This is a genomic window from Burkholderia savannae (assembly GCF_001524445.2).
GTDB lineage: Bacteria > Pseudomonadota > Gammaproteobacteria > Burkholderiales > Burkholderiaceae > Burkholderia > Burkholderia savannae.
The window spans coordinates 731,682-758,363 of the sequence record NZ_CP013417.1; the positions used below are offsets into that span (position 1 = coordinate 731,682).

At 63.7% G+C, this 26,682-nt stretch carries 22 protein-coding genes; 17 read left to right on the forward strand and 5 right to left on the reverse strand.

Going from position 1 to position 26,682, the window contains the following annotated elements:
- Nucleotides 1-40: 40 nt before the first annotated feature.
- Entirely contained in the window at nucleotides 41-1,681 is a 1,641-nt protein-coding gene (groL, locus tag WS78_RS03690; protein ID WP_038744520.1) for a chaperonin GroEL, read from the forward strand.
- Between the two features lie 456 nt (nucleotides 1,682-2,137).
- On the opposite strand, the gene WS78_RS03695 is transcribed toward groL, so the two are convergent.
- The gene (locus WS78_RS03695; RefSeq protein WP_038752949.1) at nucleotides 2,138-2,986 is read right to left on the reverse strand and encodes a hydroxymethylpyrimidine/phosphomethylpyrimidine kinase; all 849 of its coding nucleotides are present in this window, start codon (nucleotides 2,984-2,986) and stop codon (nucleotides 2,138-2,140) included.
- 217 nt (nucleotides 2,987-3,203) lie between these two features.
- Here WS78_RS03695 and WS78_RS03700 point away from each other — a divergent pair, with 217 nt between their 5' ends.
- The 8 genes from WS78_RS03700 (at nucleotide 3,204) to WS78_RS03735 (ending at nucleotide 9,895) form a co-directional block, all read left to right on the forward strand.
- A complete protein-coding gene (locus WS78_RS03700; protein ID WP_004186709.1) occupies nucleotides 3,204-3,374 on the forward strand; it encodes a rubredoxin in 171 nt (56 codons plus the stop codon).
- A 119-nt stretch (nucleotides 3,375-3,493) separates the two neighbouring features.
- Nucleotides 3,494-4,804 carry a hypothetical protein gene (locus WS78_RS03705; RefSeq protein WP_226377229.1) on the forward strand — a complete coding sequence of 437 codons (1,311 nt, stop codon included), beginning with the start codon at nucleotides 3,494-3,496 and terminating at the stop codon, nucleotides 4,802-4,804.
- Nucleotides 4,805-4,999: 195 nt separating this feature from the next.
- Nucleotides 5,000-5,578: a YqgE/AlgH family protein gene (locus tag WS78_RS03710; RefSeq protein WP_038752945.1), complete on the forward strand. Its 579-nt coding sequence runs from the start codon at nucleotides 5,000-5,002 to the stop codon at nucleotides 5,576-5,578.
- The gene (ruvX, locus tag WS78_RS03715) at nucleotides 5,575-6,015 is read left to right on the forward strand and encodes a Holliday junction resolvase RuvX (protein ID WP_038752943.1); all 441 of its coding nucleotides are present in this window, start codon (nucleotides 5,575-5,577) and stop codon (nucleotides 6,013-6,015) included. Before WS78_RS03710 ends, ruvX begins: the two co-directional genes overlap by 4 nt.
- Complete coding sequence (gene pyrR / locus WS78_RS03720; RefSeq protein WP_038752940.1) at nucleotides 6,002-6,520, forward strand: bifunctional pyr operon transcriptional regulator/uracil phosphoribosyltransferase PyrR; 519 nt, start codon at nucleotides 6,002-6,004, stop codon at nucleotides 6,518-6,520. Before ruvX ends, pyrR begins: the two co-directional genes overlap by 14 nt.
- An 81-nt stretch (nucleotides 6,521-6,601) precedes the next feature.
- Nucleotides 6,602-7,633 carry an aspartate carbamoyltransferase catalytic subunit gene (locus WS78_RS03725; protein WP_038752938.1) on the forward strand — a complete coding sequence of 344 codons (1,032 nt, stop codon included), beginning with the start codon at nucleotides 6,602-6,604 and terminating at the stop codon, nucleotides 7,631-7,633.
- A gap of 101 nt (nucleotides 7,634-7,734) precedes the next feature.
- On the forward strand, nucleotides 7,735-9,012 hold the full coding sequence (locus WS78_RS03730; protein ID WP_038752936.1) for a dihydroorotase: 1,278 nt from the start codon (nucleotides 7,735-7,737) through the stop codon (nucleotides 9,010-9,012).
- A gap of 13 nt (nucleotides 9,013-9,025) precedes the next feature.
- Nucleotides 9,026-9,895, forward strand: a complete 870-nt coding sequence (locus WS78_RS03735; protein WP_038752935.1) for a lysophospholipid acyltransferase family protein — start codon at nucleotides 9,026-9,028, stop codon at nucleotides 9,893-9,895.
- An 82-nt stretch (nucleotides 9,896-9,977) separates the two neighbouring features.
- Here WS78_RS03735 and WS78_RS03740 read toward each other — a convergent pair whose 3' ends face one another.
- On the reverse strand, nucleotides 9,978-10,826 hold the full coding sequence (locus WS78_RS03740; protein WP_059583570.1) for a symmetrical bis(5'-nucleosyl)-tetraphosphatase: 849 nt from the start codon (nucleotides 10,824-10,826) through the stop codon (nucleotides 9,978-9,980).
- Nucleotides 10,827-11,203: 377 nt separating this feature from the next.
- Here WS78_RS03740 and rfbB point away from each other — a divergent pair, with 377 nt between their 5' ends.
- Genes rfbB through WS78_RS03765 form a run of 5 tightly spaced genes read left to right on the forward strand, consistent with a single transcriptional unit; the run spans nucleotide 11,204 to nucleotide 15,515 of the window.
- Complete coding sequence (gene rfbB, locus WS78_RS03745; RefSeq protein ID WP_059583572.1) at nucleotides 11,204-12,265, forward strand: dTDP-glucose 4,6-dehydratase; 1,062 nt, start codon at nucleotides 11,204-11,206, stop codon at nucleotides 12,263-12,265.
- A gap of 11 nt (nucleotides 12,266-12,276) precedes the next feature.
- Entirely contained in the window at nucleotides 12,277-13,170 is an 894-nt protein-coding gene (rfbA, locus tag WS78_RS03750) for a glucose-1-phosphate thymidylyltransferase RfbA (protein WP_038752929.1), read from the forward strand.
- Nucleotides 13,155-13,706, forward strand: a complete 552-nt coding sequence (rfbC, locus tag WS78_RS03755; RefSeq protein WP_059583574.1) for a dTDP-4-dehydrorhamnose 3,5-epimerase — start codon at nucleotides 13,155-13,157, stop codon at nucleotides 13,704-13,706. The genes rfbA and rfbC overlap by 16 nt, the downstream gene beginning before the upstream one ends.
- 7 nt (nucleotides 13,707-13,713) lie before the next feature.
- Entirely contained in the window at nucleotides 13,714-14,610 is an 897-nt protein-coding gene (rfbD, locus tag WS78_RS03760; RefSeq protein WP_059583683.1) for a dTDP-4-dehydrorhamnose reductase, read from the forward strand.
- Complete coding sequence (locus WS78_RS03765; RefSeq protein ID WP_226377197.1) at nucleotides 14,607-15,515, forward strand: glycosyltransferase family 2 protein; 909 nt, start codon at nucleotides 14,607-14,609, stop codon at nucleotides 15,513-15,515. The genes rfbD and WS78_RS03765 overlap by 4 nt, the downstream gene beginning before the upstream one ends.
- A 30-nt stretch (nucleotides 15,516-15,545) precedes the next feature.
- Here the strand turns inward: WS78_RS03765 and WS78_RS03770 are convergent, their stop codons facing one another.
- From WS78_RS03770 to WS78_RS03780, 3 genes are all read right to left on the reverse strand, one after another.
- Nucleotides 15,546-17,471 (reverse strand): glycosyltransferase family 2 protein, encoded by a 1,926-nt coding sequence (locus tag WS78_RS03770; RefSeq protein ID WP_082717248.1) that lies wholly within the window; start codon nucleotides 17,469-17,471, stop codon nucleotides 15,546-15,548.
- A gap of 300 nt (nucleotides 17,472-17,771) precedes the next feature.
- Nucleotides 17,772-19,199, reverse strand: coding sequence for an ABC transporter ATP-binding protein (locus WS78_RS03775; protein ID WP_059583578.1), 1,428 nt, complete (start codon nucleotides 19,197-19,199; stop codon nucleotides 17,772-17,774).
- Nucleotides 19,189-20,013 carry an ABC transporter permease gene (locus WS78_RS03780; protein WP_059583580.1) on the reverse strand — a complete coding sequence of 275 codons (825 nt, stop codon included), beginning with the start codon at nucleotides 20,011-20,013 and terminating at the stop codon, nucleotides 19,189-19,191. The genes WS78_RS03775 and WS78_RS03780 overlap by 11 nt, the downstream gene beginning before the upstream one ends.
- Nucleotides 20,014-20,528: 515 nt before the next feature.
- On the opposite strand from WS78_RS03780, the gene WS78_RS03785 reads away from it, so the two are divergent.
- The 3 genes from WS78_RS03785 to WS78_RS03795 all read left to right on the forward strand — a co-directional run bounded on the left by WS78_RS03785 (nucleotide 20,529) and on the right by WS78_RS03795 (nucleotide 26,682).
- On the forward strand, nucleotides 20,529-21,905 hold the full coding sequence (locus tag WS78_RS03785; RefSeq protein WP_059583688.1) for an ABC transporter ATP-binding protein: 1,377 nt from the start codon (nucleotides 20,529-20,531) through the stop codon (nucleotides 21,903-21,905).
- A gap of 118 nt (nucleotides 21,906-22,023) precedes the next feature.
- On the forward strand, nucleotides 22,024-25,419 hold the full coding sequence (locus tag WS78_RS03790) for a glycosyltransferase (RefSeq protein WP_059583582.1): 3,396 nt from the start codon (nucleotides 22,024-22,026) through the stop codon (nucleotides 25,417-25,419).
- Between the two features lie 27 nt (nucleotides 25,420-25,446).
- The gene (locus WS78_RS03795; RefSeq protein WP_059583583.1) at nucleotides 25,447-26,682 is read left to right on the forward strand and encodes a glycosyltransferase family 4 protein; all 1,236 of its coding nucleotides are present in this window, start codon (nucleotides 25,447-25,449) and stop codon (nucleotides 26,680-26,682) included.

Genomic DNA, 26,682 nt, shown 5'->3' on the forward strand with positions numbered 1-26,682 from the left:
CCAACGGATCACAATCTCAGAGATTTCAAGGAGTTAGAAGATGGCAGCTAAAGACGTCGTATTCGGCGATTCCGCCCGCGCGAAGATGGTCGAAGGCGTGAACATTCTCGCCAACGCAGTGAAGGTCACGCTGGGCCCGAAGGGCCGCAACGTCGTGCTCGAGCGCAGCTTCGGCGGCCCGACGGTCACCAAGGACGGCGTGTCGGTCGCGAAGGAAATCGAGCTGAAGGACAAGCTCCAGAACATGGGCGCGCAAATGGTCAAGGAAGTCGCTTCCAAGACCAGCGACAACGCCGGCGACGGCACGACGACGGCAACCGTCCTCGCGCAATCGATCGTTCGCGAAGGCATGAAGTACGTCGCATCGGGCATGAACCCGATGGACCTGAAGCGCGGCATCGACAAGGCTGTCGCGGCAGCGGTGGAAGAGCTGAAGAAGATCAGCAAGCCGTGCACGACGAACAAGGAAATCGCACAGGTCGGCTCGATCTCGGCGAACAGCGATTCGTCGATCGGCGATCGCATCGCTGAAGCGATGGACAAGGTCGGCAAGGAAGGCGTGATCACCGTCGAAGACGGCAAGTCGCTGGCTGACGAACTCGACGTCGTCGAAGGCATGCAATTCGACCGCGGCTACCTGTCGCCGTACTTCATCAACAACCCGGACAAGCAAGTCGCCGTCCTCGACAACCCGTTCGTGCTGCTGCACGACAAGAAGGTGTCGAACATCCGCGATCTGCTGCCGGTGCTCGAGCAAGTCGCGAAGGCAGGCCGTCCGCTGCTGATCATCGCTGAAGACGTCGAAGGCGAAGCGCTCGCGACGCTGGTCGTCAACAACATCCGCGGCATCCTGAAGACCGTTGCGGTCAAGGCGCCGGGCTTCGGCGATCGTCGCAAGGCGATGCTGGAAGACATCGCGATCCTGACCGGCGGTCAGGTCGTCGCGGAAGAAACCGGCCTCACGCTCGAGAAGGCGACGCTGGCCGAACTGGGCCAGGCGAAGCGCATCGAAGTGGGCAAGGAAAACACGACGATCATCGACGGCGCAGGCGAAGCCGTGAACATCGAAGCGCGCGTGAAGCAAATCCGCACGCAGATCGAAGAAGCGACGTCGGACTACGACCGTGAAAAGCTGCAAGAGCGCGTGGCGAAGCTGGCCGGCGGCGTGGCGGTGATCAAGGTCGGCGCTGCGACCGAAGTCGAAATGAAGGAAAAGAAGGCACGTGTCGAAGACGCGCTGCACGCAACCCGCGCTGCCGTTGAAGAAGGCATCGTCCCGGGCGGCGGCGTCGCGCTGATCCGCGCACGCACCGCGATCGCGGCTCTGACCGGCATCAACGCCGACCAGAACGCCGGCATCAAGATCGTGCTGCGCGCGATGGAAGAGCCGCTGCGCCAGATCGTCACGAACGGCGGCGAAGAAGCGAGCGTCGTGGTCGCGGCGGTTGCTGCCGGCCAAGGCAACTATGGCTACAACGCAGCGACGGGCGAGTACGGCGACCTGGTGGAAGCCGGCGTCGTCGATCCGACCAAGGTTACGCGCACCGCGCTGCAGAACGCGGCATCGGTCGCCGGCCTGCTGCTGACGACGGACGCAGCCGTCGCGGAACTGCCGAAGGAAGACGCTCCGATGCCGGGCGGCATGCCGGGCGGCATGGGCGGCATGGGCATGGACATGTAATTGGCCTGAGGCCGATTACATCGAAGGACGCGCGGCGACGCGCGTTCTCCCAAACGAAAACACCCGCAGCGATGCGGGTGTTTTCGTTTGGGGCGACGGTATCGGGCGACGGTATCGGGCGACGGTATCGGGCGACGGTATCGGGCGACGGTATCGGGCGACGGTATCGGGCGACGGTATCGGGCGACGGTATCGGGCGACGGTATCGGGCGACGGTATCGGGCGACGGTATCGGGCGACGGTATCGGGCGACGGTATCGGGCGACGGTATCGGGCGACGGTATCGGGCGACGGTGGCGGAGTTTGAGGTCCGAAGTCCGAGGGCTGGCGCCAACGATCCGGGGTTCGAGCTCCGAAGCTGGGGGAGGCGAAGCCAGAAGCTAAAAGCCCCCGCCGCTCGCCGGCACCGTCCGGATCTCCCGGGTGCCGCCAATGCCGCGCCCGGGCATCGCCACTTCAGTTCGCGCGCTTGCCGACCCCGGTCGGCGCGGGCGATTCGTCCTCATTGCTGCGCGCCCAGAAGAAGCGATCCGGCAGGTACGCGCCCATCCCGGGCCGAAACGCGTCGCGCGCCGCCTGATAGAGATACTCCTGCGCCTCGCGTACCGCCTCCGGCGGCTCCTGGCCGTTCGCGAGCAGCGCCGCGATCGCCGCGCCGAGCGTGTCGGTGATGCCCATCAGCCGATGCGGCGTGCGCTCCCACAAATCCTGCCGGATCTGGCCTTCCTCGCTGTACAGCGAATTGACGAGCCGGTGGGAGCCGGTCTCGGTCGCCAGGATGTATTCGCAGCCCTGGCTGAGCAGATGCGACAGCGCGGCGTCGAGATTCGGCGCTTCGGCGTCGCCGTCCGGCTGCGCGAGCGCGATGAGCGTCGCTTGATCGGCGACGAGGAGCGTCGTTTGCGGCGCGAGCAGATCGGCGATCGATTCGCGCAGGTCGTCGGCGGCTAGCACATGCTCGTCGTCGAGCGTGAAGTCCGGTGCGAGGACGAGCGGCACGCCGTCGTAATCGGCGACCACTTCCGCGATCGCGCTCACGACTTCCGCCCGCGTCGCCGCGCCGATCTTGAACGCGGCAACGGGCATGTCTTCGAGCAGCATGCGAGCCTGGGCGGCGACGGTGTCGGGATCGAGTCCGGTGACTTCGTCGCAGGCGGCGGAGTCGCGCACGGTGTAGCCCGTCAGCACGGACACGCCGTGGCAGCCCATGCTCGCGAGGGTCATCAGGTCGGCTTGCAGGCCGGAGCCGCCCGTCGGATCGGACAGGCCGAAAGTGAGGACGATCGGAGGGGTGTTGCTGGACATGGAAATGGAAAGAGGAAACGATGAAGCCGGTTGGCGGATGCACCAGCCAGGTGCGCCCGCGCAGTCAATTATGCGGCGGATTCCGTTCGTTCGAAGCGTTTTTTTATCGCGTCGCAGCGAGCAAACGTGTCTAGAGGCCGATTGCTAGGCAGTCCGGCGCCGACACGGTACCATCATGGCTCTTCAAATCAACGGACTTTCCTTTACGCGGCTTAAGATGGAATATAAAAGCTGGATGTGCCTGATCTGCGGCTGGATTTACGACGAAGAAGCTGGGTTGCCGGAGGAGGGCATTGCCCCAGGCACACGCTGGGAAGACGTTCCCATCAACTGGACATGCCCCGAGTGCGGCGCGCGCAAGGAAGATTTCGAGATGGTCCAGATCTGACCGTCTCGCGCCGCCGGTTCGCGATCGAGCGAGCCGGCGGCGTCGGCGCGGCGGCATCGACGGGTTGAGGCGCCGCTTGCGGCGCGGCTTCGTTTCAGGTGCTGACGCTCGTGGCCATCATTTCTGAAATCGCAACGGTTCCGATCCTCGACGCCTTGCCCAATCCGCGGGGCGGCGCCGTCCCCACGGCCGAGGCGGCGCTGCGCGCCGCGCAACAGGCGTTCGAGCGGCGAGCCGATCCGGCCGAGCCGCTTGCCGTCGCTTCCGCGGCGCTGCACGAGGCGGGCTGGCTCGCCGCGCAGCGCTTCACCGTCGCGCTTGCGCATGCCGCGCCGCTTGCGGCGACCGAAGTTCAGCCGATCGCGTTCGAGTCCGCGTTGCGGGATTTCCGCGCCGCGCTCGAGCGGCACAATCTGCGTGAGCTCGCGTGCTCGCCGCTGCTGTTCGAGCATTACGGCGCGCTGTGCGCGCAGGCCGCGAGCGACTTGCGCGCGGATACGCCGCGCGACGCGCTCGCGCTCGCCGGCCGGGCGGTGCCGCCCGCGACGCTGTATGCGCTGTCGCCGCATGCGCTTGCGCACCTGCGCGCGCGCTACGAGCAGGCGCTTCTCGGCGCGTTGCGCGCGTCCGAGGCGGCGACCGACACGGCGCTCGACGGGCTCGCCGAATGCACGGCCGAACTGGCTGGCCCGTTTCCGTACGACTTTTGGCGACTCGCCGGCGCGTGCGTGCGGGTGCTGCGCGTGCACGGCGGCGTCGAACTCAAGCGCTTTCTCGCGCGCTGCAATCTGCTGCTCGGCGAGCAGGCACGCGGCTTGCGGATCGCGCCGGCCGCACTTGTCCGGGAGGCGCTCGCGCTTTTCTGGCGCGACTATGCGCTTTACGGCGCGGCGGCCGAGGACGTGAGCGACGTCGAGCTGTTGCATGACTACGGGCTGACCGTCGCGTGGCACGTCGCGGCTACGCAGGCGTCCGAGGCGTTGTGGGAGGCGGGCGCCGCGCGCGCCGAGGCCGAAGCGGTGCGCGCCGCGCCGACGCGAGAGCTCGGTGTCGTCACCGTCAACGGCCATGCATATGAAGATTTTCTGCAGACGGCCGATGCGTCGATGGCCGAACTGGCGCTCGATCCGCGCGCGGCCGACGCGGGCGCCGCATGGCAGGCGGCGGAGGCTGCGTATCGTGTCGGCTCTGCCGCGTGTGCGCTCGGGCTCGGGCACACGGCGCTGCTCGCCGATGCGCTCGGGCTCGCGTGGCGCCGCCGCGCGCATCTCGGCGCGACGGACGAGGCCGGCGCGGCGGCGTGCCGGCAGGCCGCGGAAGCGCTGCGCGCCGCGTTGCACAGGATCGCGGCGGGCATCGCGCCGCCCGACTTGACGGACGCGTGCGCGGCGCTCGCGGGCGCATTGTCGGGCGCGGCCCGGAACGCATGACGGGACGGGCGGCGAGTGAACTGCTCGGCTGGCTTCTTGCTTTCGGCCGATGTGGCGCAATCACGCGCGGCGCGCATGCCGATTGGCCGCGAACGCGTGATAGAGTGAGTGATATGTCGTGTCGACCCGCGCGGCGTACGAGGCCGCGATACGCGGCGTCCGTCGCGCCGCGAGGTCTTTGCTAAAATTCAAACCATGTCAAAGAGTTCCGATCGCATCAACCTTACCAACCAGTTCCTGATCGCCATGCCGAACATGGCGGACCCGACGTTTTCAGGAACGGTGGTCTATCTTTGCGATCACAGCGAGCGCGGTGCGCTCGGCCTCGTCATCAATCGCCCGACCGACATCGATCTCGAGTCGCTGTTCAACCGCATCGACCTGAAGCTCGAGATCGAGCCCCTCCTGCATATCCCCGTCTACTTCGGCGGCCCGGTGCAGACCGAGCGCGGCTTCGTGCTGCACGAGCCGGTCGCGGGCAGCGCGTACAACTCGTCGATGACGGTCGAAGGCGGGCTCGAGATGACGACGTCGAAGGACGTGCTCGAGGCGGTCGCGACGGGCACGGGCCCGAAGCGTTTCCTGCTGACGCTCGGCCATGCCGGCTGGGGCGCGGGACAGCTCGAAGAAGAGATTTCGAAGAACGGCTGGCTCACGGTCGCGGCCGATCCGCGGATCGTGTTCGACACGCCCGCCGAGGAGCGCTTCGAAGCGGCGCTCGGGTTGCTCGGCGTGAGCCCGTCGATGCTTTCCGGCGAGGCAGGGCACGCATGAGCGCGGCGCTTGCGCGCGACGCGACGCTCCTGGCGTTCGACTACGGCGAAAAACGCATCGGTGTGGCGGTCGGCAATGCGCTGACGCGCACGGCCCGCGCGCTCGTCATCGTTCCCAATCTGAACCGCGAGCACCGCTTCAAGGCGGTCGGCGAGCTGATCGCGCAATGGAAGCCGGACGCGCTCGTCGTCGGCTTGCCGCTGCATCCGGACGGCGCGCCGCACGAGATGACGCAGCGGGCATTGCGCTTCGGCAATCAGTTGAACGGCCGCTTCAACCTGCCGGTGAGCTGGGTCGACGAGCGCTATTCGTCGGTCGAAGCGCGTGCGGGCCTGCGCGCGCGCGGCGCCGGCGCGGATCGCGTCGACGCCGAGGCCGCCCGTGTCATCCTCCAACAATACCTCGACGAACTGCCCGATCATCATGAGTTCAATTGACGCCGAGGCGCTTTACCGCGTCCTGCTCGACCAGATTCGCGGCGCCTATGGCGAAGCCGCGTTCGCCGAAGCGGGCGGGCCCGTGCTCGCCGGCATCTACAGCGGCGGCGCATGGCTCGCCGAGCGCCTCGCGCGCGATCTTGCCGCGCCGGGTTTCGGCGTCGTCAACGTCGCGCTGCATCGCGACGATTACGCGAAGAAGGGGCTGCACAGCCAGGCGAGCCCGACGTCGTTGCCGTTCGAGGTCGAAGGGCGGCGCATCGTCCTCGTCGACGACGTGCTGTACACCGGGCGCACGGTGCGCGCGGCGCTCAACGAGCTGTACGACTACGGGCGGCCCGCCGCCGTCGAGCTCGCGGTGCTCGCCGATCGCGGCGGGCGCGAGCTGCCGATTGCGGCGCGTTTCGCCGGGGGCACGCTCGCCGTGGACGCCGACGCGACGCTCGTGCTCGAGCGCACCGACGCGGGACAATTCACGCTTCGCACCGAGGCGCGCGCCGGCTGACGCGCGCGACACGCATTCCGGCCGCCCGCGCGCATCGCGCATCCGGGCGCCGTTTGGCAACACGTTGGAATCACGCACATCATGACGACCGACACCACCGGCCGCACCGGCAACCCCGCCGCGGCCGCGCCCGCCGAGCGCTTTCGCTACGGCTTCCTGAAGGGCAACCCGCAGCTCACGAAGAACGGCGAGCTCAAGCATCTGCTGACGATCGAGGGGCTGCCCCGCGCGATCGTCAACCAGATCCTCGACACCGCCGAGCAGTTCGTCAGCGTGACCGACCGCGAAGTGAAGAAGGTGCCGCTCCTGCGCGGCAAGTCGGTGTTCAACCTGTTCTTCGAGAATTCGACGCGCACGCGCACCACGTTCGAGATCGCCGCGAAGCGGCTGTCCGCCGACGTGATCAACCTGAACATCAACGCGTCGTCGACGAGCAAGGGCGAATCGCTGCTCGACACGATCAACAACCTGTCGGCGATGCACGCCGACCTGTTCGTCGTGCGCCACGCGTCGAGCGGCGCGCCGTACCTGATCGCCGAGCACTGCGCGCCGCACGTGCACGTGATCAACGCGGGCGACGGCCGCCATGCGCACCCGACGCAGGGCCTCCTCGACATGTACACGATCCGCCACTACAAGCGCGATTTCACGAAGCTGCGCGTCGCGATAGTCGGCGACATCCTGCATTCGCGCGTCGCGCGCTCGGACATCCATGCGCTCACGACGCTCGGCGTGCCGGAAGTGCGCGCGATCGGCCCGCGCACGCTGCTGCCGGGCGGGCTCGAGCAGATGGGCGTGCGCGTGTTCCACAACCTCGACGAAGGCCTGAAGGACGTCGACGTGATCATCATGTTGCGTTTGCAGAACGAGCGGATGAGCGGCGCGCTACTGCCGTCCGCGCAGGAATATTTCAAGAGCTGGGGCCTGACGCCCGAGCGCCTCGCGCTCGCCGCGCCCGACGCGATCGTGATGCACCCGGGGCCGATGAACCGCGGCGTCGAGATCGACTCGCAGGTGGCCGACGGTCCGCAATCGGTGATCCTGAACCAGGTGACGTTCGGCATCGCGGTGCGGATGGCCGTGATGGGGATAGTCGCGGGCACGAACGACTGACGGAACGACTGACGCATCGCGCCGTCCAGGCGCCGCGGGCGCCCCGCGCCGCGTGCCGGACCCGACGAAATCAACGCATTCAACGCATCAACAGACAGCGCATGAAGATTCATATCAAAGGCGGCACGCTCATCGATCCGGCGGCCGGCATAGAGCGGCAGGCCGACGTGTTCGTCGCGGCCGGCAAGGTGGCCGCGATCGGCGCGGCCCCCGCCGATTTCAACGCGGCGAAGACGATTGACGCGGCCGGGAAGATCGTCGCGCCGGGCTTCGTCGATTTGTCGGCGCGGCTGCGCGAGCCGGGCTACGAGCACAAGGCGACGCTCGAATCCGAAATGGCCGCGGCGGTCGCGGGCGGCGTGACGAGCCTCGTGTGCCCGCCCGACACCGATCCCGTGCTCGACGAGCCGGGCCTCGTCGAGATGTTGAAGTTCCGCGCGCGCAACCTGCACCAGGCGCACGTGTATCCGCTCGGCGCGCTGACGGTCGGCCTGAAAGGGCAGACCATCACCGAGATGGTCGAGCTGACCGAAGCGGGCTGCATCGGCTTCACGCAGGCGGATGCGCCCGTCGCCGATACGCAGGTGCTGCTGCGCGCGCTGCAGTATGCGAGCACCTACGGCTACGCCGTGTGGCTGCGGCCCGTCGACGCGTTCCTCGCGAAGGGCGGCGTCGCGGCGAGCGGGCCTGTCGCGTCGCGGCTCGGCCTGTCGGGCGTGCCGGTCGCGGCCGAGACGATCGCGCTGCACACGCTCTTCGAGCTGATGCGCGTGACGGGGGCGCGCGTGCACGTCGCGCGGCTGTCGTCGGCGGCGGGCGTCGCGCTCGTGCGCGCGGCGAAGGCCGAGGGCCTGCCCGTGACCTGCGACGTCGCCGCGAACCACCTGCATCTGATCGACGTCGACATCGGCTACTTCGACGCGCAGTTCCGCCTCGATCCGCCGCTGCGCACCGAGCGCGACCGCGAAGCGATTCGCGCCGCGCTCGCCGATGGCACGATCGACGCAATCTGCTCGGACCATACGCCCGTCGACGACGACGAGAAGCTGCTGCCGTTCGCCGAGGCGACGCCGGGCGCGACGGGCCTCGAGCTGCTGCTGTCGCTGACCGTCAAATGGGCGCGGGAAGCCGGCGTGCCGATGGCGCGCGCGCTCGCGAAGATCAGCTCGGCGCCCGCCGGCGTGCTGAAGCTGCCCGCGGGGCGCGTCGAAGAAGGCGCGCTCGCCGACCTGTGCGTGTTCGATCCCAATGCGCACTGGCGCGTCGAGCCCCGCGCGCTGAAGAGCCAGGGCCACAACACGCCGTTCCTCGGCTACGAGCTGCCCGCGCGCGTGTGCGCGACGCTCGTCGGCGGCCAGGTCGCGTTCGAGCGCCGCTGACGCGAGCCCCATCATGAGAGCCCTACGCAAGACGCGCCTCGTCCTGCATCTGCTGCGCGGGATGGCGGTCGTCGCATTGTTCTTCGAGCGCGTGACGCCCGCGCGCCGCCTGGACATCACGCGGCGCTGGACCGTGAAGATGCTGCAGCTTTGCGGAATGCGGCTCGTCGTGCACAACGACGCGGCGCGGCTCGACGAGCGCGCGCTCGTCGTCGGCAATCACGTGTCGTGGCTCGACATCTACGTGATCAACGCGTGGCGGCCGACGCCGTTCGTGTCGAAGGCGGAGGTGCGTGCGTGGCCCGTCGTCGGCTGGCTCGCCGAGCGCCTCGGAACCGTGTTCATCCAGCGCGAGAAACGCAGCGAGGCGAAGCGGATCATGCACGAGCTTGCCGAGCGCCTCGACAAGGGCGAGCTGATGTGCGTGTTTCCGGAAGGCACGACGTCCGACGGCCTCGGGCTGCTGCCGTTCCATTCGAACCTGTTTCAGGCGGTGGTGTCGGCCGGCTGCGCGGTGCAGCCGATCTGCCTGATGTATGAAGACGGGCGCGGGCGCCAGTCGGTTGCGCCGGCATACGTCGGCGATCTGTCGCTTGCCAGGTCGCTCGACATGGTGCTGAGCGGCGGGCCGCTCACCGCGCATCTCTACGTGTGCGAGCCAATCGCCGCGACGGGCGACCGGCGAGAAATGGCCGCGCGCGCGCGCGCGGCGATCGCCGATGCGCTTGCACGGATGCAGCGAGACGTCGAGCGGCCGCTCGATGCGGATCTCGCGCGGCTTGCCGCCGCCGCGCATCCGACGCCCGCCGAGCCGGCCGGCGAATCCGAGGGCGAGGCCGAGCCGGAGGTAAGCGTCGACGCGATGCCGCGCCGCGAAGGGTAGGCGCAATGAGGCATCGATCGGCGGGAGGCGGCGGCGCCCGCCGGCCGCATTCCCGCACGGTCGGGCTTGCCGAGACGGTTGGTTATTCGTCCGCCGCCCCGCAGCGTTCGCACGCGACCTGCGTAACCGCGCGCTCGGCCGGCTCGTGCGCGAGCCGCACGGCCGACAGCCGATTGCCCCATACGCATCCCGAATCCAGCGCGACCAGGTTGTCGCGCAGCATCAGTCCCAATGCGGCCCAGTGGCCGAAGACGACCGTGACGTCCGCGCTCTTTCGCCCGGGCGCGTCGAACCACGGCAGATAGCCGGCGGGCGCGGCCGCCGGGCCGCCGTTCGCCCTGAATTCCATCGCGCCTGCGGGCGTGCAGAAGCGAATGCGCGTGAACGCGTTGAACGCGACTCGCAACCGATCCGTCCTCTTCAGGTTCGGGCTCCAGCAATTGGGGTCGTTGCCGTACAGGTTGCGCAGCGTGTCGTGCCAGTTCGGCGCGCGCAGCGCGCGCTGCAGTTCGTCGGCGAGCTCGAGCGCGAGCGTCGCGTCCCATTGCGGCAGCACGCCGGCATGCACCATCAGCATGCCGCGCTCGAAATGCGCGAACGGCCGGTGGCGCACCCATTCGATCAGATCGTCGGCGTCGGGGGCGTCGAGGATCTCGCCGATCGTGTCGCCCGGCTTCAGCGTGCGGATGCCGGCCGCGACCGCGAGCAGGTGCAGATCGTGATTGCCGAGCACCGCGACCGCGCGCTCGCCGAGCGCGGCGATCTCGCGCAGCGTCGCGAGCGACGCGGGGCCCCGGTTGACGAGGTCGCCTGCGAACCAGAGCGGCGTGTCGGCCGCCGGGGAGAGCTTGTCGAGGAGCCGCCGATAGGCGTCGTGGCAACCTTGGAGGTCGCCGAAGGCGATCGGCGGGCCGCTGGAGATAGATGTCATTCCTTTGCATTCGAGACCAAACCGGGTTCACGGTATCACAAGAAACCCCATCGATCCGGGCGGATCGGTGGCAGAAAAAATGCGATCCGGCATTGGCCGCTGCGGTAGAAACGTTCTCGAAAATATCGTGTCGTAAGCACACTTCCCGAGCTGTTTCAAGATGTTAGAGGGATGTTTTTTCACTTCCTTGCCCGTATAATTGCGGCCTTGTGGGGCAGTAGCTGTGCGCTGCCGACTTGGGCGCATGGTTCGATCGAGCCTCGCGGCCGCAACCGGCGGTGACACTCGAGCGACCAACGGCATTCTCCCGAACATGCCGGCCATGCTGACATCACGCCGGTTGTTTGACCGACTCCCAATTTCAGCAAAGGAATCCCATGATCTTGGTAACGGGCGGCGCCGGTTTCATCGGCGCCAACTTCGTGCTTGACTGGCTGGCACAATCCGGCGAAGCGGTGCTGAACGTCGACAAGCTGACGTACGCGGGCAACCTCGGCACGTTGAAGTCGTTGCAGGGGAATCCGAAGCACGTATTCGCGCGCGTCGACATCTGCGATCGCGCTGCAATCGACGCTCTGTTGGCGCAGCACAAGCCGCGGGCCATCGTGCACTTCGCGGCGGAGAGCCACGTCGACCGATCGATTCACGGCCCGGCCGATTTCGTGCAGACGAACGTGGTCGGCACCTTCACGCTGCTCGAGGCCGCGCGCCAGTACTGGGGCGCGCTCGACGCCGATGCGAAGGCCGCGTTCCGTTTCCTGCACGTGTCGACGGACGAAGTGTTCGGCTCGCTGTCCGCGACCGATCCGCAGTTCTCCGAAACCACGCCTTACGCGCCGAACAGCCCGTACTCGGCGACGAAGGCGGGCTCCGATCATCTCGTGCGCGCGTACCATCACACGTACGGGTTGCCGACGCTCACGACGAACTGCTCGAACAATTACGGTCCGTATCAGTTCCCCGAGAAGCTGATTCCGCTGATGATCGCGAACGCGCTCGGCGGCAAGCCGCTGCCCGTCTACGGCGACGGCCAGAACGTGCGCGACTGGCTCTATGTCGGCGATCACTGCAGCGCGATTCGCGAAGTGCTCGCGCGCGGCGTGCCGGGCGAGACGTACAACGTCGGCGGCTGGAACGAGAAGAAGAACCTGGACGTCGTGCACACGCTGTGCGATCTGCTCGACGAAGCGCGGCCGAAAGCCGCGGGGTCGTACCGCGATCAGATCACGTACGTGACCGATCGCCCGGGCCACGATCGCCGCTATGCGATCGACGCGCGCAAGCTCGAGCGCGAGCTCGCCTGGAAGCCGGCCGAGACGTTCGAGACGGGCCTCGCGAAGACCGTGCGCTGGTACCTCGACAACCAGGAATGGGTCGACGAGGTGGTGTCGGGCGATTACCGCAAGTGGGTCGAAACGAACTACGCGCAACGCGCGTAAAGGTTGAATCGATGGCACGCAAGGGCATTATTCTCGCCGGCGGTTCCGGCACGCGGCTGTATCCGATCACGCACGCCGTGTCGAAGCAGCTTCTGCCGGTCTACGACAAGCCGATGATCTATTACCCGCTGTCGACGCTGATGGTGGCGGGCATCCGCGACGTGCTGATCATCTCGACGCCGCAGGACACGCCTCGCTTCGAGGCGATGCTGGGCGACGGCAGCCAGTGGGGGATGAACATCCGCTATGCGGTGCAGCCGTCGCCGGACGGGCTCGCGCAGGCGTTCATCATCGGCCGCGAATTCGTCGGCCGCGATCCGTCGACGCTGATTCTCGGCGACAACATCTTCTACGGCCACGATCTCGCGAAGCAGCTCGACCGGGCGTCGGAGCAGGAATCGGGCGCGACGGTGTTCGCCTACCACGTGCACGATCCGGAGCGCTACGGCGTCGTCGAGTTCGACCGCGATTTCCGCGCGCTGTCGATCGAGGAGAAGCCCGCGAAGCCGCGTTCGAACTACGCGGTGACGGGGCTGTACTTCTACGACGACCAGGTGTGCGACATCGCGGCGGACATCAAGCCGTCCGCGCGCGGCGAGCTGGAGATCACCGACGTGAATTCCCGCTATCTCGCCGCGGGCGCGCTCAACGTCGAAATCATGGGGCGCGGTTATGCGTGGCTCGATACGGGCACGCACGATTCGCTGATCGAAGCGGCGACGTTCATCGCGACGCTGCAAAAGCGCCAGGGGCTCGTCGTCGCGTGTCCCGAGGAGATCGCGTACCGCCGGCAGTGGATCGACGCGGAGCAGGTGCTGAAGCTCGCGCAGCCGCTCGCGAAGAACGGCTACGGACAATATCTGAAACACATTCTCACGGATCAAGTTGCATGGCCATCCAAGTAACGCCGACGGCGCTGCCTGAAGTCACGATCATCGAGCCGAAGGTGTTCGGCGACGCGCGGGGCTTCTTCTTCGAAAGCTTCAACGCGCGGGAATTCGCCGAGCAGGTGGAGGCGGGCGTCGAGTTCGTCCAGGACAATCATTCGCGCTCGGCGAGGGGCGTGCTGCGCGGGCTGCACTATCAGATCCAGCATGCGCAGGGCAAGCTCGTGCGCGTGGTCGAAGGCGAAGTGTTCGATGTCGCGGTCGACATCCGCAAGAGCTCGCCGAATTTCGGCAAATGGGTGGGCGTCGTGCTGTCGAGCGACAACCATCGGCAGTTGTGGGTGCCGCCCGGTTTCGCGCACGGCTTCGTCGTGCTGTCGGAGGCTGCGCAGTTCCTCTACAAGACGACCGATTACTGGTATCCCGAATTCGAGCGGAGCATCGTGTGGAACGATCCGGCGATCGGGATCGAATGGCCGATCGATTTCGAGCCGCTGCTTGCGGCGAAGGATGCGGCGGGCAAGCTGCTTGCCGATGCCGAACATTACGCATGAGGTGGGCATGACGGTACGCGAGCGGGTGATTCTGCTGACGGGAATCAACGGGCAGGTCGGTCACGAACTAGCTCGTAGTTTGCAAGGCCTGGGTCGAGTCGTCGCGTTTGATCGGTGCGAACTCGACTTGTCGGATCTGGACGCGACGCGTCGGGTCGTGAGGGACGTTGCACCTGACTGGATCGTGAATCCGGCGGCTTACACTGCGGTCGACAAGGCGGAAGCAGACGTGGCTGCGGCAATGCGCCTGAATGCAGAGGTCCCCGGCTTGTTGGCCGAGGAAGCGAAGCGTCTCGGCGCCGCGCTCGTCCATTACTCGACCGATTATGTATTCGATGGCACGAAGGTGGGTGCCTACGTCGAGGATGATCGCGTCAATCCGCAGAATGTTTACGGCAAGGGCAAACTGGCCGGCGAGCAGGCCGTCGTGGCTTCCGGCTGTCATCACTTGATTTTCCGCACAAGCTGGGTGTATGGAACCCGCGGTCGGAATTTTCTGCTCACGATGCTGCGACTCGGGGCGGAGCGCGAGGAGTTGAGCGTCGTGGCCGACCAGTTTGGCGCGCCGACATGGTCGCGCACGATCGCGGAGTTGACCGCACATGTGCTCGCACAATCGGTAGTAACAGGTGCCCAGCAAGTCGATTGGTGGGGAGAACGTTCCGGCGTATATCACCTTACGGCGGGAGGCGTGACATCCTGGCATGCGTTTGCCGAGGCGATCTTCGCATTTTCCGATTTGATGAATAAGCCGGTTGTGCGTGCGATTCTGTCGTCGTCCTACCCAACGCCGGCGGTGCGGCCGCTCAATTCCCAGCTTTCGAATCAAAGGTTGGCCGAGACTTTTGGCGTGTCTGCACCAGATTGGCGCGACGCGCTGCGACTATGCCTGGAAACGGATTGAGCGACGCTGTCGGTGATTGGCCGCGTACTGGTGCGGTGATCGTTTTTTTTCATCCCGACGAAGTATGCATTGCGAGGGCCAATCGTCTTGCTAACGCGATGCATTGTGTGGTCGTCGACAATACGCCCGTCGCCCGGAAGCGCGATGCAATTGGCTTGTCCGAGTCGATCGAGTACGTGGCGAACGGCGAGAATCTGGGCATTGCAGCCGCGCTGAACCGAGGTGTCGGCGCACTGATTCGCGGCGGTTTCGAGATAGCTATTCTTTTCGACCAGGACAGCGATCCGCCGATGAACCTGCTCTCGGAGTTGCCGCGCGTCTTGATGGGCACGAATGCTACGGGTCTGCAGGTGGCGCTTGCCGGTCCGGCTTACGAGGATCGCCGGTTGCGCGGCGTCGCGCCGTTCGTTCGCTTCGGGTGGGGCAAGCTCAAGCGTATTCCGCCCGTCGGCGATGTGCCCATTGATGTCGACTTTCTCATCACGTCGGGCTCTTGCATCAATCTTGCTTGCTGGTCGGACATTGGCGTGATGGACGAAGCACTATTCATTGATTTCGTCGATCTCGAATGGTGCGTGCGAGCCAAGCAAAAGGGGTATCGGGTCGTCGGAGTGCCATGGCTTCGGATGACTCATGAACTCGGCGGTGAGCCGGTTCGCGTGCTGGGCCGCGCCTATCCGATGCACGGACCGTTGCGGCACTATTACCAGTTCCGCAACGTGGTCGCATTAGTCAAGCGGGCGTCGATGCCGCTGACGTGGAAGACGACGGAACTCGTCAAGTTGCCGGTCCGTCTGCTGGTTTACTGCTTTTTTCCCACCGATAGGAAAGCACACCTGAAGATGGCATGGCGCGGCATTGTTGACGGTTGGCGCGGCCGACTCGGAGCGTACCGCGCCCATTGATTTTCTCGAGAATCGACTGACCGACGCAGTTCAGTCGAACATGCGCACGCGCGGCGGATCGGCGAGCGTGAAGGGTAAAACGTCAGTGCCTAGCGATAGATTCGGGTTGTAGGCAGGATCGCGTTCGAGCGCGGCCCCCCAGCGTTGCTCCATCCAGTCGACTTCCCTTGCAAAGCGTGCGTACTTCTCCGGCGCCATGTCAGAGCCGCGCGTCGCCGATTCGTGGTGATAGAGCTCGGCGTAAGGCGTCCACACGTTTGCGTAACCTGCTTCGCGAACCCGCAAGCAGAAGTCGACATCATTAAATGCGACGGCGAGTTCCTCGTTCATCCCGCCGACTTCGTCGAATACAGACTTTCGAATCACGAGGCAGGCGGCGGTGACCGCAGACAGATTCTGCATCGTCACTGCACGATTGAAATATCCGAGATGCCCACGCCTCAACATGTGATGCATATGACCAGCGATGCCGCCGAGGCCGAGCAGAACACCGCCGTGCTGGAGCACGTCGTTCGGATACCAGAGCGCAGCGCCGACCGCGCCGTTGCCAGGCTGTGACGCGAGGCCCACCATCTCATCAAGCCAATCGGGCGAGATAACCTCGGTATCGTTGTTCAGCAGGCAGAGATAGGCACCGGTCGACACGGCCGCCGCGCGATTGTTCAACGCGGAAAAGTTGAATGGTGAATCGTCGCGCAGAATCCGGACGTTCGGCCGCTGTCCGATTTCGGCGAAGTACGCGAGCGTTTCGTTTTCGAAACTGCCGTTATCGACAACAATGATCTCATAGTTGGGGTAGAGCGTTTTTTGCAGGACGCTGTCAATGCACTGCCGCACGAGGGCGACGCCATCCCGAGTCGGAATGACGATCGAAACTCGTGGCGCTGGGCTTGGAATCGTATAGCGAATACGCAGGATGCCGAGCGAATCGAATGGCTGTTCGACCGTGGCCGCAATGCTGGTCCGCTTCAGATGCTCGTCGACGGCGCGAAGCGCCGCTTGCGCTGCGTAGGGTTTTGCGTCACGGGTCCCGGCGGTACTGCTCGGCGTGATCCGCCAGTGATAGAGCACATGCGGAATATGGACCACCGTGGCGTGCCCGGCGATTTCGACACATCGCCACGCCAGGTCGTAATCCTGGCTGCCCTCGAAGCCCGGGCGAAAGCCGCCTGCGGCTTTGACCAGCGCCGTCTCGATGACGCCGAGGTGAGAGAACATGTTCTGCGTCGCAAACATCGCCGGATTCCAATCGCTCTTGAAATACGGCATCGTCCGCTTGCCGTCCTCGGTGAGCTTATCCTCGTCGCTATAGAACATGCGTGCGTCGGGGTGGCGATTCATGTATTGGGCGACGACGAACAGCGCATGGGCGGGCAGGATGTCATCGTGATCGAGCAGCGCAATGTACTCGCCTGTCGCAAGCGTCAGCGCACTGTTGCTGGCTTCAGAGATATGGCCGTTCGTTTCGCGGAACACGGCCTTGATTCGCACATCTTCGGCTTGGTGCTGGCGGATGATCCGACCAGGCGCGTCACTTGTCGACGCGTCGTCGGCAAGGCAAAGTTCCCAGTGCGGATAGATTTGTGTGCGCACCGACCGGATCATCGCGTCCAGCAGCGACGGGTCGCTGTTGTATGTCGGCACGACGATCGAAATCACCGGTTTGCGCTTGAAGGCCTGCATCAGCATCTGTGCTTCCAGGCGCTGCGCATCACCGAGCGTGTCGTATTTGTCGATCCATGCGTGATAGACAGCTTCGGACGGCGGGGCGTCAGCAAATCCCATGCCGCCGCGCAAACGTCGAAGGCGAGCGAAAAAGCCACCAAGGCCTTCGCGGCGAAGCGCTTTGCCGTAGTACATGAACGCGCCCGCATAATTCCCCTGAACGTTTGCTTGCCGCTGAATTGTCTCGCTGACGATGCGCACGATTCGCGCGACGGCCGCGATCTGCCTCAATGGTGCGGTGATGCGCCAGGATACGGATTGGCGCAGCGTAGCCAATTCGCGTTCCAATTGCTCGCGTTTGCTTTCCGCCGACAGGTGGCGCACGAGGTCCGCGCGAAGGGTGACGAGTTCGTGCTCGAGTTCGGCGATGCGTTGAATTGCATTGCTTCGTTCAGGCTCGTGCTCAGCGCCCGCACGCGTATCGCTATGAGTTGGCGCGGTGGCCTGGAGATTGGAAGGTTGGCCGGATGTCATGTATGTTGGGCTGCATACGCAAGTCGAGTTGGACGGAGCGCTTCGCCGCCGCGCCGCTCAAATTTCCCCAGCGGACTCGCGAACGTAGAGATCGATGCGGCTCATCGGTACGCCGATGAGGCCGGTCGCCACGCGGGACGCTTCGGACTTCACGATCAAAGCGTCGTGAATGCAATCGGCGACCTCGATTGGCCCGTTTTTGCAGGTCGTGCAGAAAACGGAGAATGCGTATTCGCCAGGAGGCAGAATCGGCATGTCGAACCGAAACTCGGCCATGATCGCGGGGCTCGCGTGTGCGTCAGCCTCGTCCGCAACCTGTGCGAACGAAGTGTCGTCGCCGAAAAGCGGTTCGCCGAGCCTATCTTTGACAAAAAACGCAATGGTGGGCGTTGAGCCGCAGTTGGGGCGTCGTACGAGGATACGAAGCACGACGTGCTCGCTGCCGATTACCCACGCGATAGGCGCGCCGTTTTCGTTGGTCAGGTGTGCCGATTCGATAAGCTCGCGAGTGCGGTGGATGGGAAGCGTATGCGGATCGATGCATATCCCTGTGTTTTGCGGGACAGGGACTGTTTTGCGCAACGGAAAAAGCAGCCGTTGATCCGCCGTCGCGATGTCCGAGTCGCGCTCGGCCTGATCAACCGACGCCTTCGCGCTCACTTTCTCGTCATGCTGCCATGTGACGCCTTCGCCTTGCTGCTGCTTGTAGAACGCCTCGAAGTAGTGAGTGCATACTGCCTTGGCGCTACCCGATTCAAGTATCTGACCGCGATCGAGCCAAATGACGCGGTCGCACAACCCGCGGATCGCCGACGCGTCGTGACTCACGAAGAGTACCGTTCCGGTTTGCTGGAAACGCCGCAGAAAGCGCATGCACTTCTGGGTGAAGAAGGCATCGCCGACCGCCAACGCTTCGTCGACGACGAGAATGTCGGCGTCGACGTGCGCGATCACCGCGAACGCGAGGCGCACGAACATGCCGCTCGAATAAATCTTGACCGGTTGATCGATGAAGTGTCCGATGTCGGCGAACGCGATGATGTCTTCGACGCGGGCGTCGATCTGCTCACGCGTCAACCCGTGAAGCTGGCCGTTGATGTAGATATTCTCGCGGCCCGTATATTCGGCGTCGAAGCCGGAGCCGAGTTCCAGCAACGCGGCAATGCGACCATTCGTGCGCACGTCGCCTGTCGTTGGCGCGAGCGTTCCGCACACGATCTGTAGCAGAGTACTCTTGCCGGAGCCGTTGCGTCCGATGATCCCAACCGTTTCGCCACGGGCGATCTCGAAGTCGACGTCCTTGAGTGCCCAGAACATGCGAACGCAAGATCGTGCGTGCGTGAGCAGCCTGCGCCTTAGCGTGGCTAGCGGCGCGATGCCGCCCAGCAATCCGTAGACGCTTCGCTTCAGGCGATCGGCCGGCTTGTTGTACGACTCGAAACCCTTGCTCAGCGAAGTAGCGCGGATGACGACTTCAGATGACATCTGCAAAGCCCCTGCGGGTTTTTTGGAACCAGGCAAATCCGATCCAGGCGATGATTGCCGCCATCACCGAATAAGAAATCCAGTGATTCCAGTCGATCATGCGACCCCAGACGAGCACATCGCGACTTTGCTCGATCGGGAACGTCATGGGATTTAAATAGACGAATCCTCGAAACCGCTCCGGCAGAGAGGAAACCGGAAAGAAAACCGGTGACAGGAACATCAGCGCGGTGATGGCGATGCCGACCGTTTGGCCGATGTCGCGCAAATAGACCCCCGTCGCGGCAAGCATCCAGCTCACGCCCATGATGAAGACGCAAAGGGGGGCGAGGACGATTGGAAACAGCAAGGCGGTTGTGGGTACGGTGCCAACGATGAACCATTCGGCAACGAGGAGAATGAGCACGCTGACGCAGAGGTGGAACAAAGCTGACAGTAGAGTCACACATGGCAGGACTTCGAGCGGAAACACGATTTTCTTGACGAAGTTCGTATTCGACAGGATCTGCGACGGCGCACGGTTGATGCATTCCGAGAACAGGTTGAACATGATCATGCCGGCGAATAGTACGACTGCGAACTCGCCTTTCGACGCGCTGTGCGCGGAATCGCTCCAGCGCGACTTGAAGACCTCGCTGAACACGAATGTATAGACGCTTAGCATCATGATCGGCGTGAGCAACGACCAGAGTATGCCGAGGAACGATCCTTTGTAGCGTCCGACGGCGTCGCGCCGTGCAAGATCGAACATCAGACGCCGGTTCTTCACCAGCGATGCGGCGAGGTATCGCGGCGAAACGCTAAAGCTTTGCATAGATTCGATTGGCTATCTCAGCGGAAATGACAAAGGATGTCGGGCATTTAAGCGATCGGCGCGACGGCTGGTCGCAACTTCGCGGGCATGGAGCAAGGGCGCCGGCATCTGTGTTGACTATCTCGAGGCGGCGTTGCGGGGCGAGGGCTCACTCGGCACGCGCAATTATCTCACACTGGATTTGCAGTTGATCGGGCGGGGCTTCGACACTGTTTGTGTCGAAGTGTAAATGCTGAAATCGGTTGCGCATGCCGGAGGGGCCGGATTGTGCACCGACGTGGCAATGTCACAGTCGCAATAGCCCGTGGGATTTGGATGCCCGGCGCGTAGCCGCGAGCAGCGAACGAGGCCTACGCAGAATTTCCCATATTGTGAAATGGAGAAACGAGGTAGAATCACGGCCTATTTGCCATCGGCGTCGTTTCCCACGGCCGAAGCGTCACCTTTCGCGGGCGAGCATGTCGCACTCGGTTCGCCTTGCGACGCGCGAAGCCGCCTCGGGACCAACAGTTTACATGCCTGAAAACATAGCAATCGAAGCTATCCAGATCAGCAAGGGGTTCGCGTCATACGAACGGCCTGCCGATCGGCTGAAAAGAAGTGTGCTTGGAGCCGCAGCCAGGTTCGCGCCGAATGCGGCCGCGCGCAGTGCGGCACATCGCCGTGCGGACACGCTTTCAAACATGTTTTGGGCACTGCGCGACGTGAGCTTTTCCGTGGCCGCAGGCGAGACGGTCGGCATCATCGGTCGCAATGGCTCGGGCAAGAGCACGCTTTTGCAGATCGTGTGCGGGACGCTGGCGCCGACGGCAGGAGACATCGTGGTTCGCGGAAAGGTGGCTGCGCTCCTCGAACTCGGCTCCGGCTTCGACGTCGAATACACGGGCCGCGAGAACATCTATCTGAACGCGCAGTTGTACGGGCTGTCGCGTCAGCAGATCGACGAGCGCTACGATTCGATCGTGGCGTTCGCCGACATTGGCGACTTCATCGATCAACCGGTCAAGACCTATTCGAGTGGCATGTTCGTGCGCTTGGCGTTCGCAGTGATTGCACACGTCGATGCGGACATCCTGATCATCGACGAGGCGCTTGCCGTGGGCGACGCCTTCTTCAATCAGAAGTGTTACCGGTTTCTTCATGTCTTCAAGAAGCACGGAACCATTCTGTTCGTCAGCCATGATACGTCGACGATCAAGAAACTGTGCTCGAAGGTAATCTGGATCGATAGCGGACGAATCGTTGCCGAGGGCGACCCTGCTGAAGTCTGTACTGCGTACTTGGAGGCGCGACATGGGGCGTCGAGTGCGCGGACTGCCAGCGGTGTGCAGCGTGTCGAGCCGAAGCAGGTGCCCGCTGCGCACGACCAGCGTCGAGACATCATTAATGCATCGCCGCTGCGCAATGACATTCAGGTGCTGCCATTCGATCACCATGCACGGGCGTTCGGCTCCGGCGGCGCGCAGATTGTCGACGTCTCGTTCGTCGATGGCGAGAAGCGGCGGCTCGAGTGGATCGTCGGTGGCGAGGCCGTGACGTTGCGCGTCGCCATCAAGGTGGACGATGCACTCGTGTCGCCCATCGTTGGCTTCTTTCTGAAGAATGAGCGGGGGCAGGAACTGATCGGAGATAATACCTACGCGAGTTACGCAGACAGGCCGGTTCGCTGTGACGGGGACACTACGCTTTGCGCGGAGTTTTCGTTCTTGATGCCCGTCTTGCCCGTAGGGCGTTTCTCGATCAATGTGGCCGTGGCGGAAGGCACGCAATACGATCACATCCAACTCCATTGGATTCATGATGCGCTGCCGCTCGACGTGCATACGTCGAGGGTCAGGCACGCGCTCGTCGGTGTGCCGATGGTGCACGTCGAAGTTTCGCCGGCATCGTAGTGACGGGCGGATCCGATCGCGTCGCGTGATTGTCGCCGCTACCAGCGGAGGACGGCGGAGCAAATAATGAGATCAGTTCATCCAGGCTACGCCAGTTAGTAGAGCAGGATTTTTCAACATGACAATGCAAGCCCGAAGGTTTCGATTCAAAGGTGCAGAAAACGGTCACGAGTTTACCGGTGAGCGTTATCTGCCTGGGGTGGGCGGCCCGATTCAATACGAGCACTATCATCGCTATCTCTTCTCGACGGGGCTCTGCGCGGGCAAGGATGTGCTCGACATCGCGTCCGGGGAGGGCTATGGGTCGGCACTGCTCGCGCAAGCTGCGAAGTCCGTGATCGGCGTCGATATCGACGCGCGAGCCGTACAGAACGCACGCGTCAGGTATGGCGACCAGGCCAATTTGCGATTCGAATACGGTAGCGCGACAAGCATCCCGCTGCCGGATGCTTCGGTCGACATACTCAATTCGTTCGAGACGCTAGAGCATTTCCGTGAGCACGAGGCTTTCATGCGCGAGGCCCGTCGCGTGCTGAAACCCAATGGTCTGATGATAATTTCGACGCCCAATCGACCGATCTATTCGCCGCCGGGTGCGCCGCCGAACGAATATCACGTACGCGAACTCGATCGCGACGAGTTCGTCGAATGGTTGAAGAGTGGATTCAAGCATTTCGTTCTCTTCGAGCAGAAGCCGATCGCGGGTTCCGTGCTGCAGCGAGAAGGGAGGGTGGGCGCACGTGAGATCCATTGCTGGTCGGAAACTTCGATCGGCGAATATCGTTCGACGCTCGGCGTCGTGGATCCGGTCTATTTCATCGCGATCGCATCCGACGGCCCGATTCCGGAGCCGGACGACGATCTCCTGGACGGCGGCGTGTCATTCGGCCGTTACGACAACGCCCGCAACGATCAGATCGGCGCCCAAGGCGCCGAGATCGTGCGCTTGACGACCGAGACGATGAGCCGTGCTGACGAAATCGGCCGTCTGGTGGCCGACACTGTCAGACTGACCGAAGAGGTGCTAAAGCGCGATGCGGAAATCGGTCGTCTAACGGTCGAAACCGTGAGACTTAATGAAGTCATCATCGAGTGCAACGCGCAGATCGCGAAGCTCACGAGCGAACTGGGCCGCCTGAGGGGGGGGGATGTGCCTCGGGCGGTTATCGCCGCGCAGCCTGCCGACGCAATGCCCGTTCGGGAAGTGCTGAATGCGCTCGCTGAGCAGAAAGAAGTGTCGAGGCAGCTGCTGTCGCAAGTCGACGAAATGGCGGGGTATGTGAAGCGCGCGAACGCGGGTGGGGTTGGTTCGCTGCACGCGTTTGCTGCCGGGCCGGTGGCTGAACCCGCGATCGAGCCTTCGATAGCGGCGCTGCTGCGTGAGAACGAAGATCTGCGCCAACAAGCCGACATGATTTTCCGCTCGGCCTCTTGGCGCGTCACGAAACCGTTGCGTTTTGCTGCGCGGCGTCTGCGCACGGCTCGCCAGCGGCAAGCTTCGGCACGTTCGGATGCTGTTCCGGGAGGCCGTGTCGCCGAGGCCGTCATATCCACCGCCGTATCGGCGAGCACGCTGCGTCGATTCGAGCAATCTGCCGTACCGCGCGCGATCGTGGTCGTTCAATCGACCGGTCGCGGCAAGGCGCTCGACCACTGTCTCGCTGCGTTGAGTCAGCATACGACGTCGGTTCCGTTCCAGGTATTGCTGGCCGGTCCGGCAGACGCGCGGCTCGTGGCCGACAGTGGGGTCCGCGCACTTGCGATCGTGGAGGCGGGGATGTCGCTCGCCACGCTGGCCGAGTTCATCGCGTCGCCGGACGAGGCATTTGTCGTGTTGATTTCGGAAGATCTTGCTGCACATCCCGGTTGGCTTGAGGCGATTGACGAGGTCTTCGCGCGCTTTCCCGATGCGGCGGCCGTGACTGGGCTCGTGCTCAACAGGCACGGGCAGGTGCGGGCGGCAGGCGCCGTTGTCGATGCGAGCGCTCGGATGAAGCCGTTCGGCGTCGGCTTGGCGGCGGACAACCCGTTGATTCGCACCGTCGTTCCGGTGAAGGCGGCGAGCCCCGGGATCATCGCAATCCGCAAGCGCATCTGGGACGATATCGCAAGCGCGTTCGATCACGTGCCGCCGGTTTCGACTGGTCTTGTGTTGATTGCGCTCGAACTCGCCAAGCGCGGTGCGAATACGTATCTGCAGCCGTTCGCGCGGTTTACCGCACATGGTCCGGACGAGTGCGCCGACGTTCCCGTCAGTTCTACATGGGATGATGCGCATCAACGCTGGTCGCTTCGGCAGCGTTACGAAAAATTGTTCCGCGCTGATCGGGCGTTCGGTGACGTGCTGCCGCTGTCGCATCGTCCGAAGATCGTGATCGTCGATGCGTTCGTGCCGAAGCCCGATCAAGACTCCGGATCGGTCGACGCGTACTGGTACATGCGCATCTTCCGCGAGTTCGGATTCGACGTAAGTTTCATCGCGGCCTTCGAGCAGACGCCAGTCGAAAGCTATGCGGACGCGCTTCGGCGCTGGGGCGTGCGCGTGCAATATGCTACCGATCTTCCGTCGCTCAATCGTCTCGTGACAGAAGAAGCGAAGGGCGCCGCGGTTGTGATCGCACAGCGCATCATTGTCGCGCGACACGTGATCGAGCCGCTTCGCCATGATGTGCCGGGTATCAAGATCGTGTTCGGCACAGTCGACTTGCATTATCTGCGGGAAGAGCGAGCGGCGATTCTCGAGCGTTCGCCGGAGGCTCTCGAAGAGGCGCTGCTGTTGCGGCGAGCGGAGATTCAGGCGGTGTCCGAGGCCAACGCGACGATCGTCGTCAGCCGCCTCGAGGGCGACATCCTCAGAGACATCGTGCCGGACGCGAACGTACATCGAATTCCGATTCCGCGCTTGCCTACTCGGTCGACCCGTTCGTTCGACGAGCGCTCGGGCGTGCTGTTTGTCGGCGGTTTTGCTCACCGTCCCAACGTCGATGCCGTGAAGTTCCTGGTAAAGGACATTTGGCCGCTCGTGCGCCGGCGTTTGCCGGATGCGGAATTGCGCATCGTGGGTAGCGGCACGACAGATGAAGTGCGCACGCTCGATAACCCTGTCGCCGGCGTGACGATCGTCGGTTTCGTGGAGAACCTTGGAGAAGTGATGGACGCCGCGCGAGTTTCAGTCGCGCCGCTGCGTTTCGGTGCAGGAATCAAAGGCAAGGTTGTGTCCAGTCTATTGCACGGGCTACCGTGCGTACTGAGCAAGGTGGCGAGCGAGGGGATGGGGCTCGTCGCTGGCGAGCAGGTGCTCGAGGGCGACGGCGCGGAGGAGATCGCCGATGCGATCGTGAAACTGCACGAAGATCGCCAGCTTTGGCAGCATGTCGCCGATGCCGGCTTTGTGGCGGCTGCCGCCGAGTATTCCGTGGAGAGCGTCGCGAACCTGTTGTCGGGTTTGCTCGACTCCATCGGAGTCAAGGCGGGCTCCCGCAAACTCCGGTCGAACGCGTTCGATATTCACTGACGAAATCACTGGACTTCATTCAAATTCATGTTGCGCTCCTTGCTTTCAATGTTTCGTAAGCCGCCGCAGCGTCGCCCGCGTTCGGACGGCCGACTCGGCGTCGTGATCGAATTGGCGTCGTTCGATAAAGGCGGTCTTGAAAAAGTGGTGCTCGACTCGGCGATCGCATTCGATAGAAACCGATTCGACGTAACGATCGTCACGCCGGGCAAGGTTGGGCATCTCGGCGCTGTTGCGCGCGACGCGGGTTTGACGGTGGTCGGTCTGCCGTCTTCGAACACGCTTGCGGCGTACGAGCGCGTGCTCCGTGAATTGACCGCAGATGTCTCGATGTCGCACTTCTCGGATACCGGTTATCCGCTGTTCGCGCGGCTCGGCATTCCGAACATCACGTTCATCCACAATGTTTACGCGTTCTTTTCGGACGCGCAGGCGCAGTCGTTCGCGAGCAACGACCGGTACGTGGATCACTACGTGTCGGTCTCGAAAAATGCGACGCGTTACGCGGTGCAGAAGCTCGGCGTATCGGAGAGCAAGGTCGTGACCGTGCCGAACGGGTTGATCCTTTCGGAGCACGAAGCGAGGGAGAGGAAACCGGCAAAGCTGACACGCGCGCAGCTAGGTCTCGCCGACACGGATTACGTCTTCGCGAACGTTGCGTCCTACAATTTGCACAAGGGGCACTACGTGATGGCGGATGCGATGCGCCATTTGCTGACGCGCCGACAGGACGTAAAGATACTGTGCGTTGGCAATGTTATCTTCCCGCCGCACGTTGACGCGCTGCGCCAGTATCTTGTCGAACATGGACTCGAGCAGCATATTCTGATGCCGGGTTATTTCCCCGATGTCGAGGACGTGCATCGAATGGCGGATGCTTTTCTTCTGCCGTCGTTCATCGAAGGGTGGAGCATCGCAATGAACGAGGCGATGTTCTATCAAAAGCCGATGATACTGACCGACACCGGCGCGTCGGCGGAAGTGATCGAGAACGGCGATGTTGGCATACTGATTCCAAACGAATACGGCGATACGCCGAACCTGAACTCGAAACTGCTGGATGAACTTGCCTATGTGCCTCGGCAGTATGCGATCGCTCCGCGCCTTGCCGATGCGATGGACGAGATGGCATCGAATGCCGACGTGTGGCAAAAGCGCGGCATGCTTGGTCGTTGCAAGATCTATGAGCGATTCGATTTCGCGAATATCGTCAAGCGGTACGAGGAAATCATCGAGGGCGCAGTGAAAGCCGCGAATCGCTGA

Bases quoted from the DNA above. Each gene is read 5' to 3' on its own strand.
- groL (WP_038744520.1), top strand. From the start codon at position 41: ATGGCAGCTAAAGACGTCGTATTCGGCGATTCCGCCCGCGCGAAGATG.
- WS78_RS03695 (WP_038752949.1), bottom strand. From the start codon at position 2,986: ATGTCCAGCAACACCCCTCCGATCGTCCTCACTTTCGGCCTGTCCGAT.
- WS78_RS03700 (WP_004186709.1), top strand. From the start codon at position 3,204: ATGGAATATAAAAGCTGGATGTGCCTGATCTGCGGCTGGATTTACGAC.
- WS78_RS03710 (WP_038752945.1), top strand. From the start codon at position 5,000: ATGTCAAAGAGTTCCGATCGCATCAACCTTACCAACCAGTTCCTGATC.
- ruvX (WP_038752943.1), top strand. From the start codon at position 5,575: ATGAGCGCGGCGCTTGCGCGCGACGCGACGCTCCTGGCGTTCGACTAC.
- pyrR (WP_038752940.1), top strand. From the start codon at position 6,002: ATGAGTTCAATTGACGCCGAGGCGCTTTACCGCGTCCTGCTCGACCAG.
- WS78_RS03725 (WP_038752938.1), top strand. From the start codon at position 6,602: ATGACGACCGACACCACCGGCCGCACCGGCAACCCCGCCGCGGCCGCG.
- WS78_RS03730 (WP_038752936.1), top strand. From the start codon at position 7,735: ATGAAGATTCATATCAAAGGCGGCACGCTCATCGATCCGGCGGCCGGC.
- WS78_RS03735 (WP_038752935.1), top strand. From the start codon at position 9,026: ATGAGAGCCCTACGCAAGACGCGCCTCGTCCTGCATCTGCTGCGCGGG.
- WS78_RS03740 (WP_059583570.1), bottom strand. From the start codon at position 10,826: ATGACATCTATCTCCAGCGGCCCGCCGATCGCCTTCGGCGACCTCCAA.
- rfbB (WP_059583572.1), top strand. From the start codon at position 11,204: ATGATCTTGGTAACGGGCGGCGCCGGTTTCATCGGCGCCAACTTCGTG.
- rfbA (WP_038752929.1), top strand. From the start codon at position 12,277: ATGGCACGCAAGGGCATTATTCTCGCCGGCGGTTCCGGCACGCGGCTG.
- rfbC (WP_059583574.1), top strand. From the start codon at position 13,155: ATGGCCATCCAAGTAACGCCGACGGCGCTGCCTGAAGTCACGATCATC.
- rfbD (WP_059583683.1), top strand. From the start codon at position 13,714: ATGACGGTACGCGAGCGGGTGATTCTGCTGACGGGAATCAACGGGCAG.
- WS78_RS03775 (WP_059583578.1), bottom strand. From the start codon at position 19,199: ATGTCATCTGAAGTCGTCATCCGCGCTACTTCGCTGAGCAAGGGTTTC.
- WS78_RS03780 (WP_059583580.1), bottom strand. From the start codon at position 20,013: ATGCAAAGCTTTAGCGTTTCGCCGCGATACCTCGCCGCATCGCTGGTG.
- WS78_RS03785 (WP_059583688.1), top strand. From the start codon at position 20,529: ATGCCTGAAAACATAGCAATCGAAGCTATCCAGATCAGCAAGGGGTTC.
- WS78_RS03790 (WP_059583582.1), top strand. From the start codon at position 22,024: ATGACAATGCAAGCCCGAAGGTTTCGATTCAAAGGTGCAGAAAACGGT.
- WS78_RS03795 (WP_059583583.1), top strand. From the start codon at position 25,447: ATGTTGCGCTCCTTGCTTTCAATGTTTCGTAAGCCGCCGCAGCGTCGC.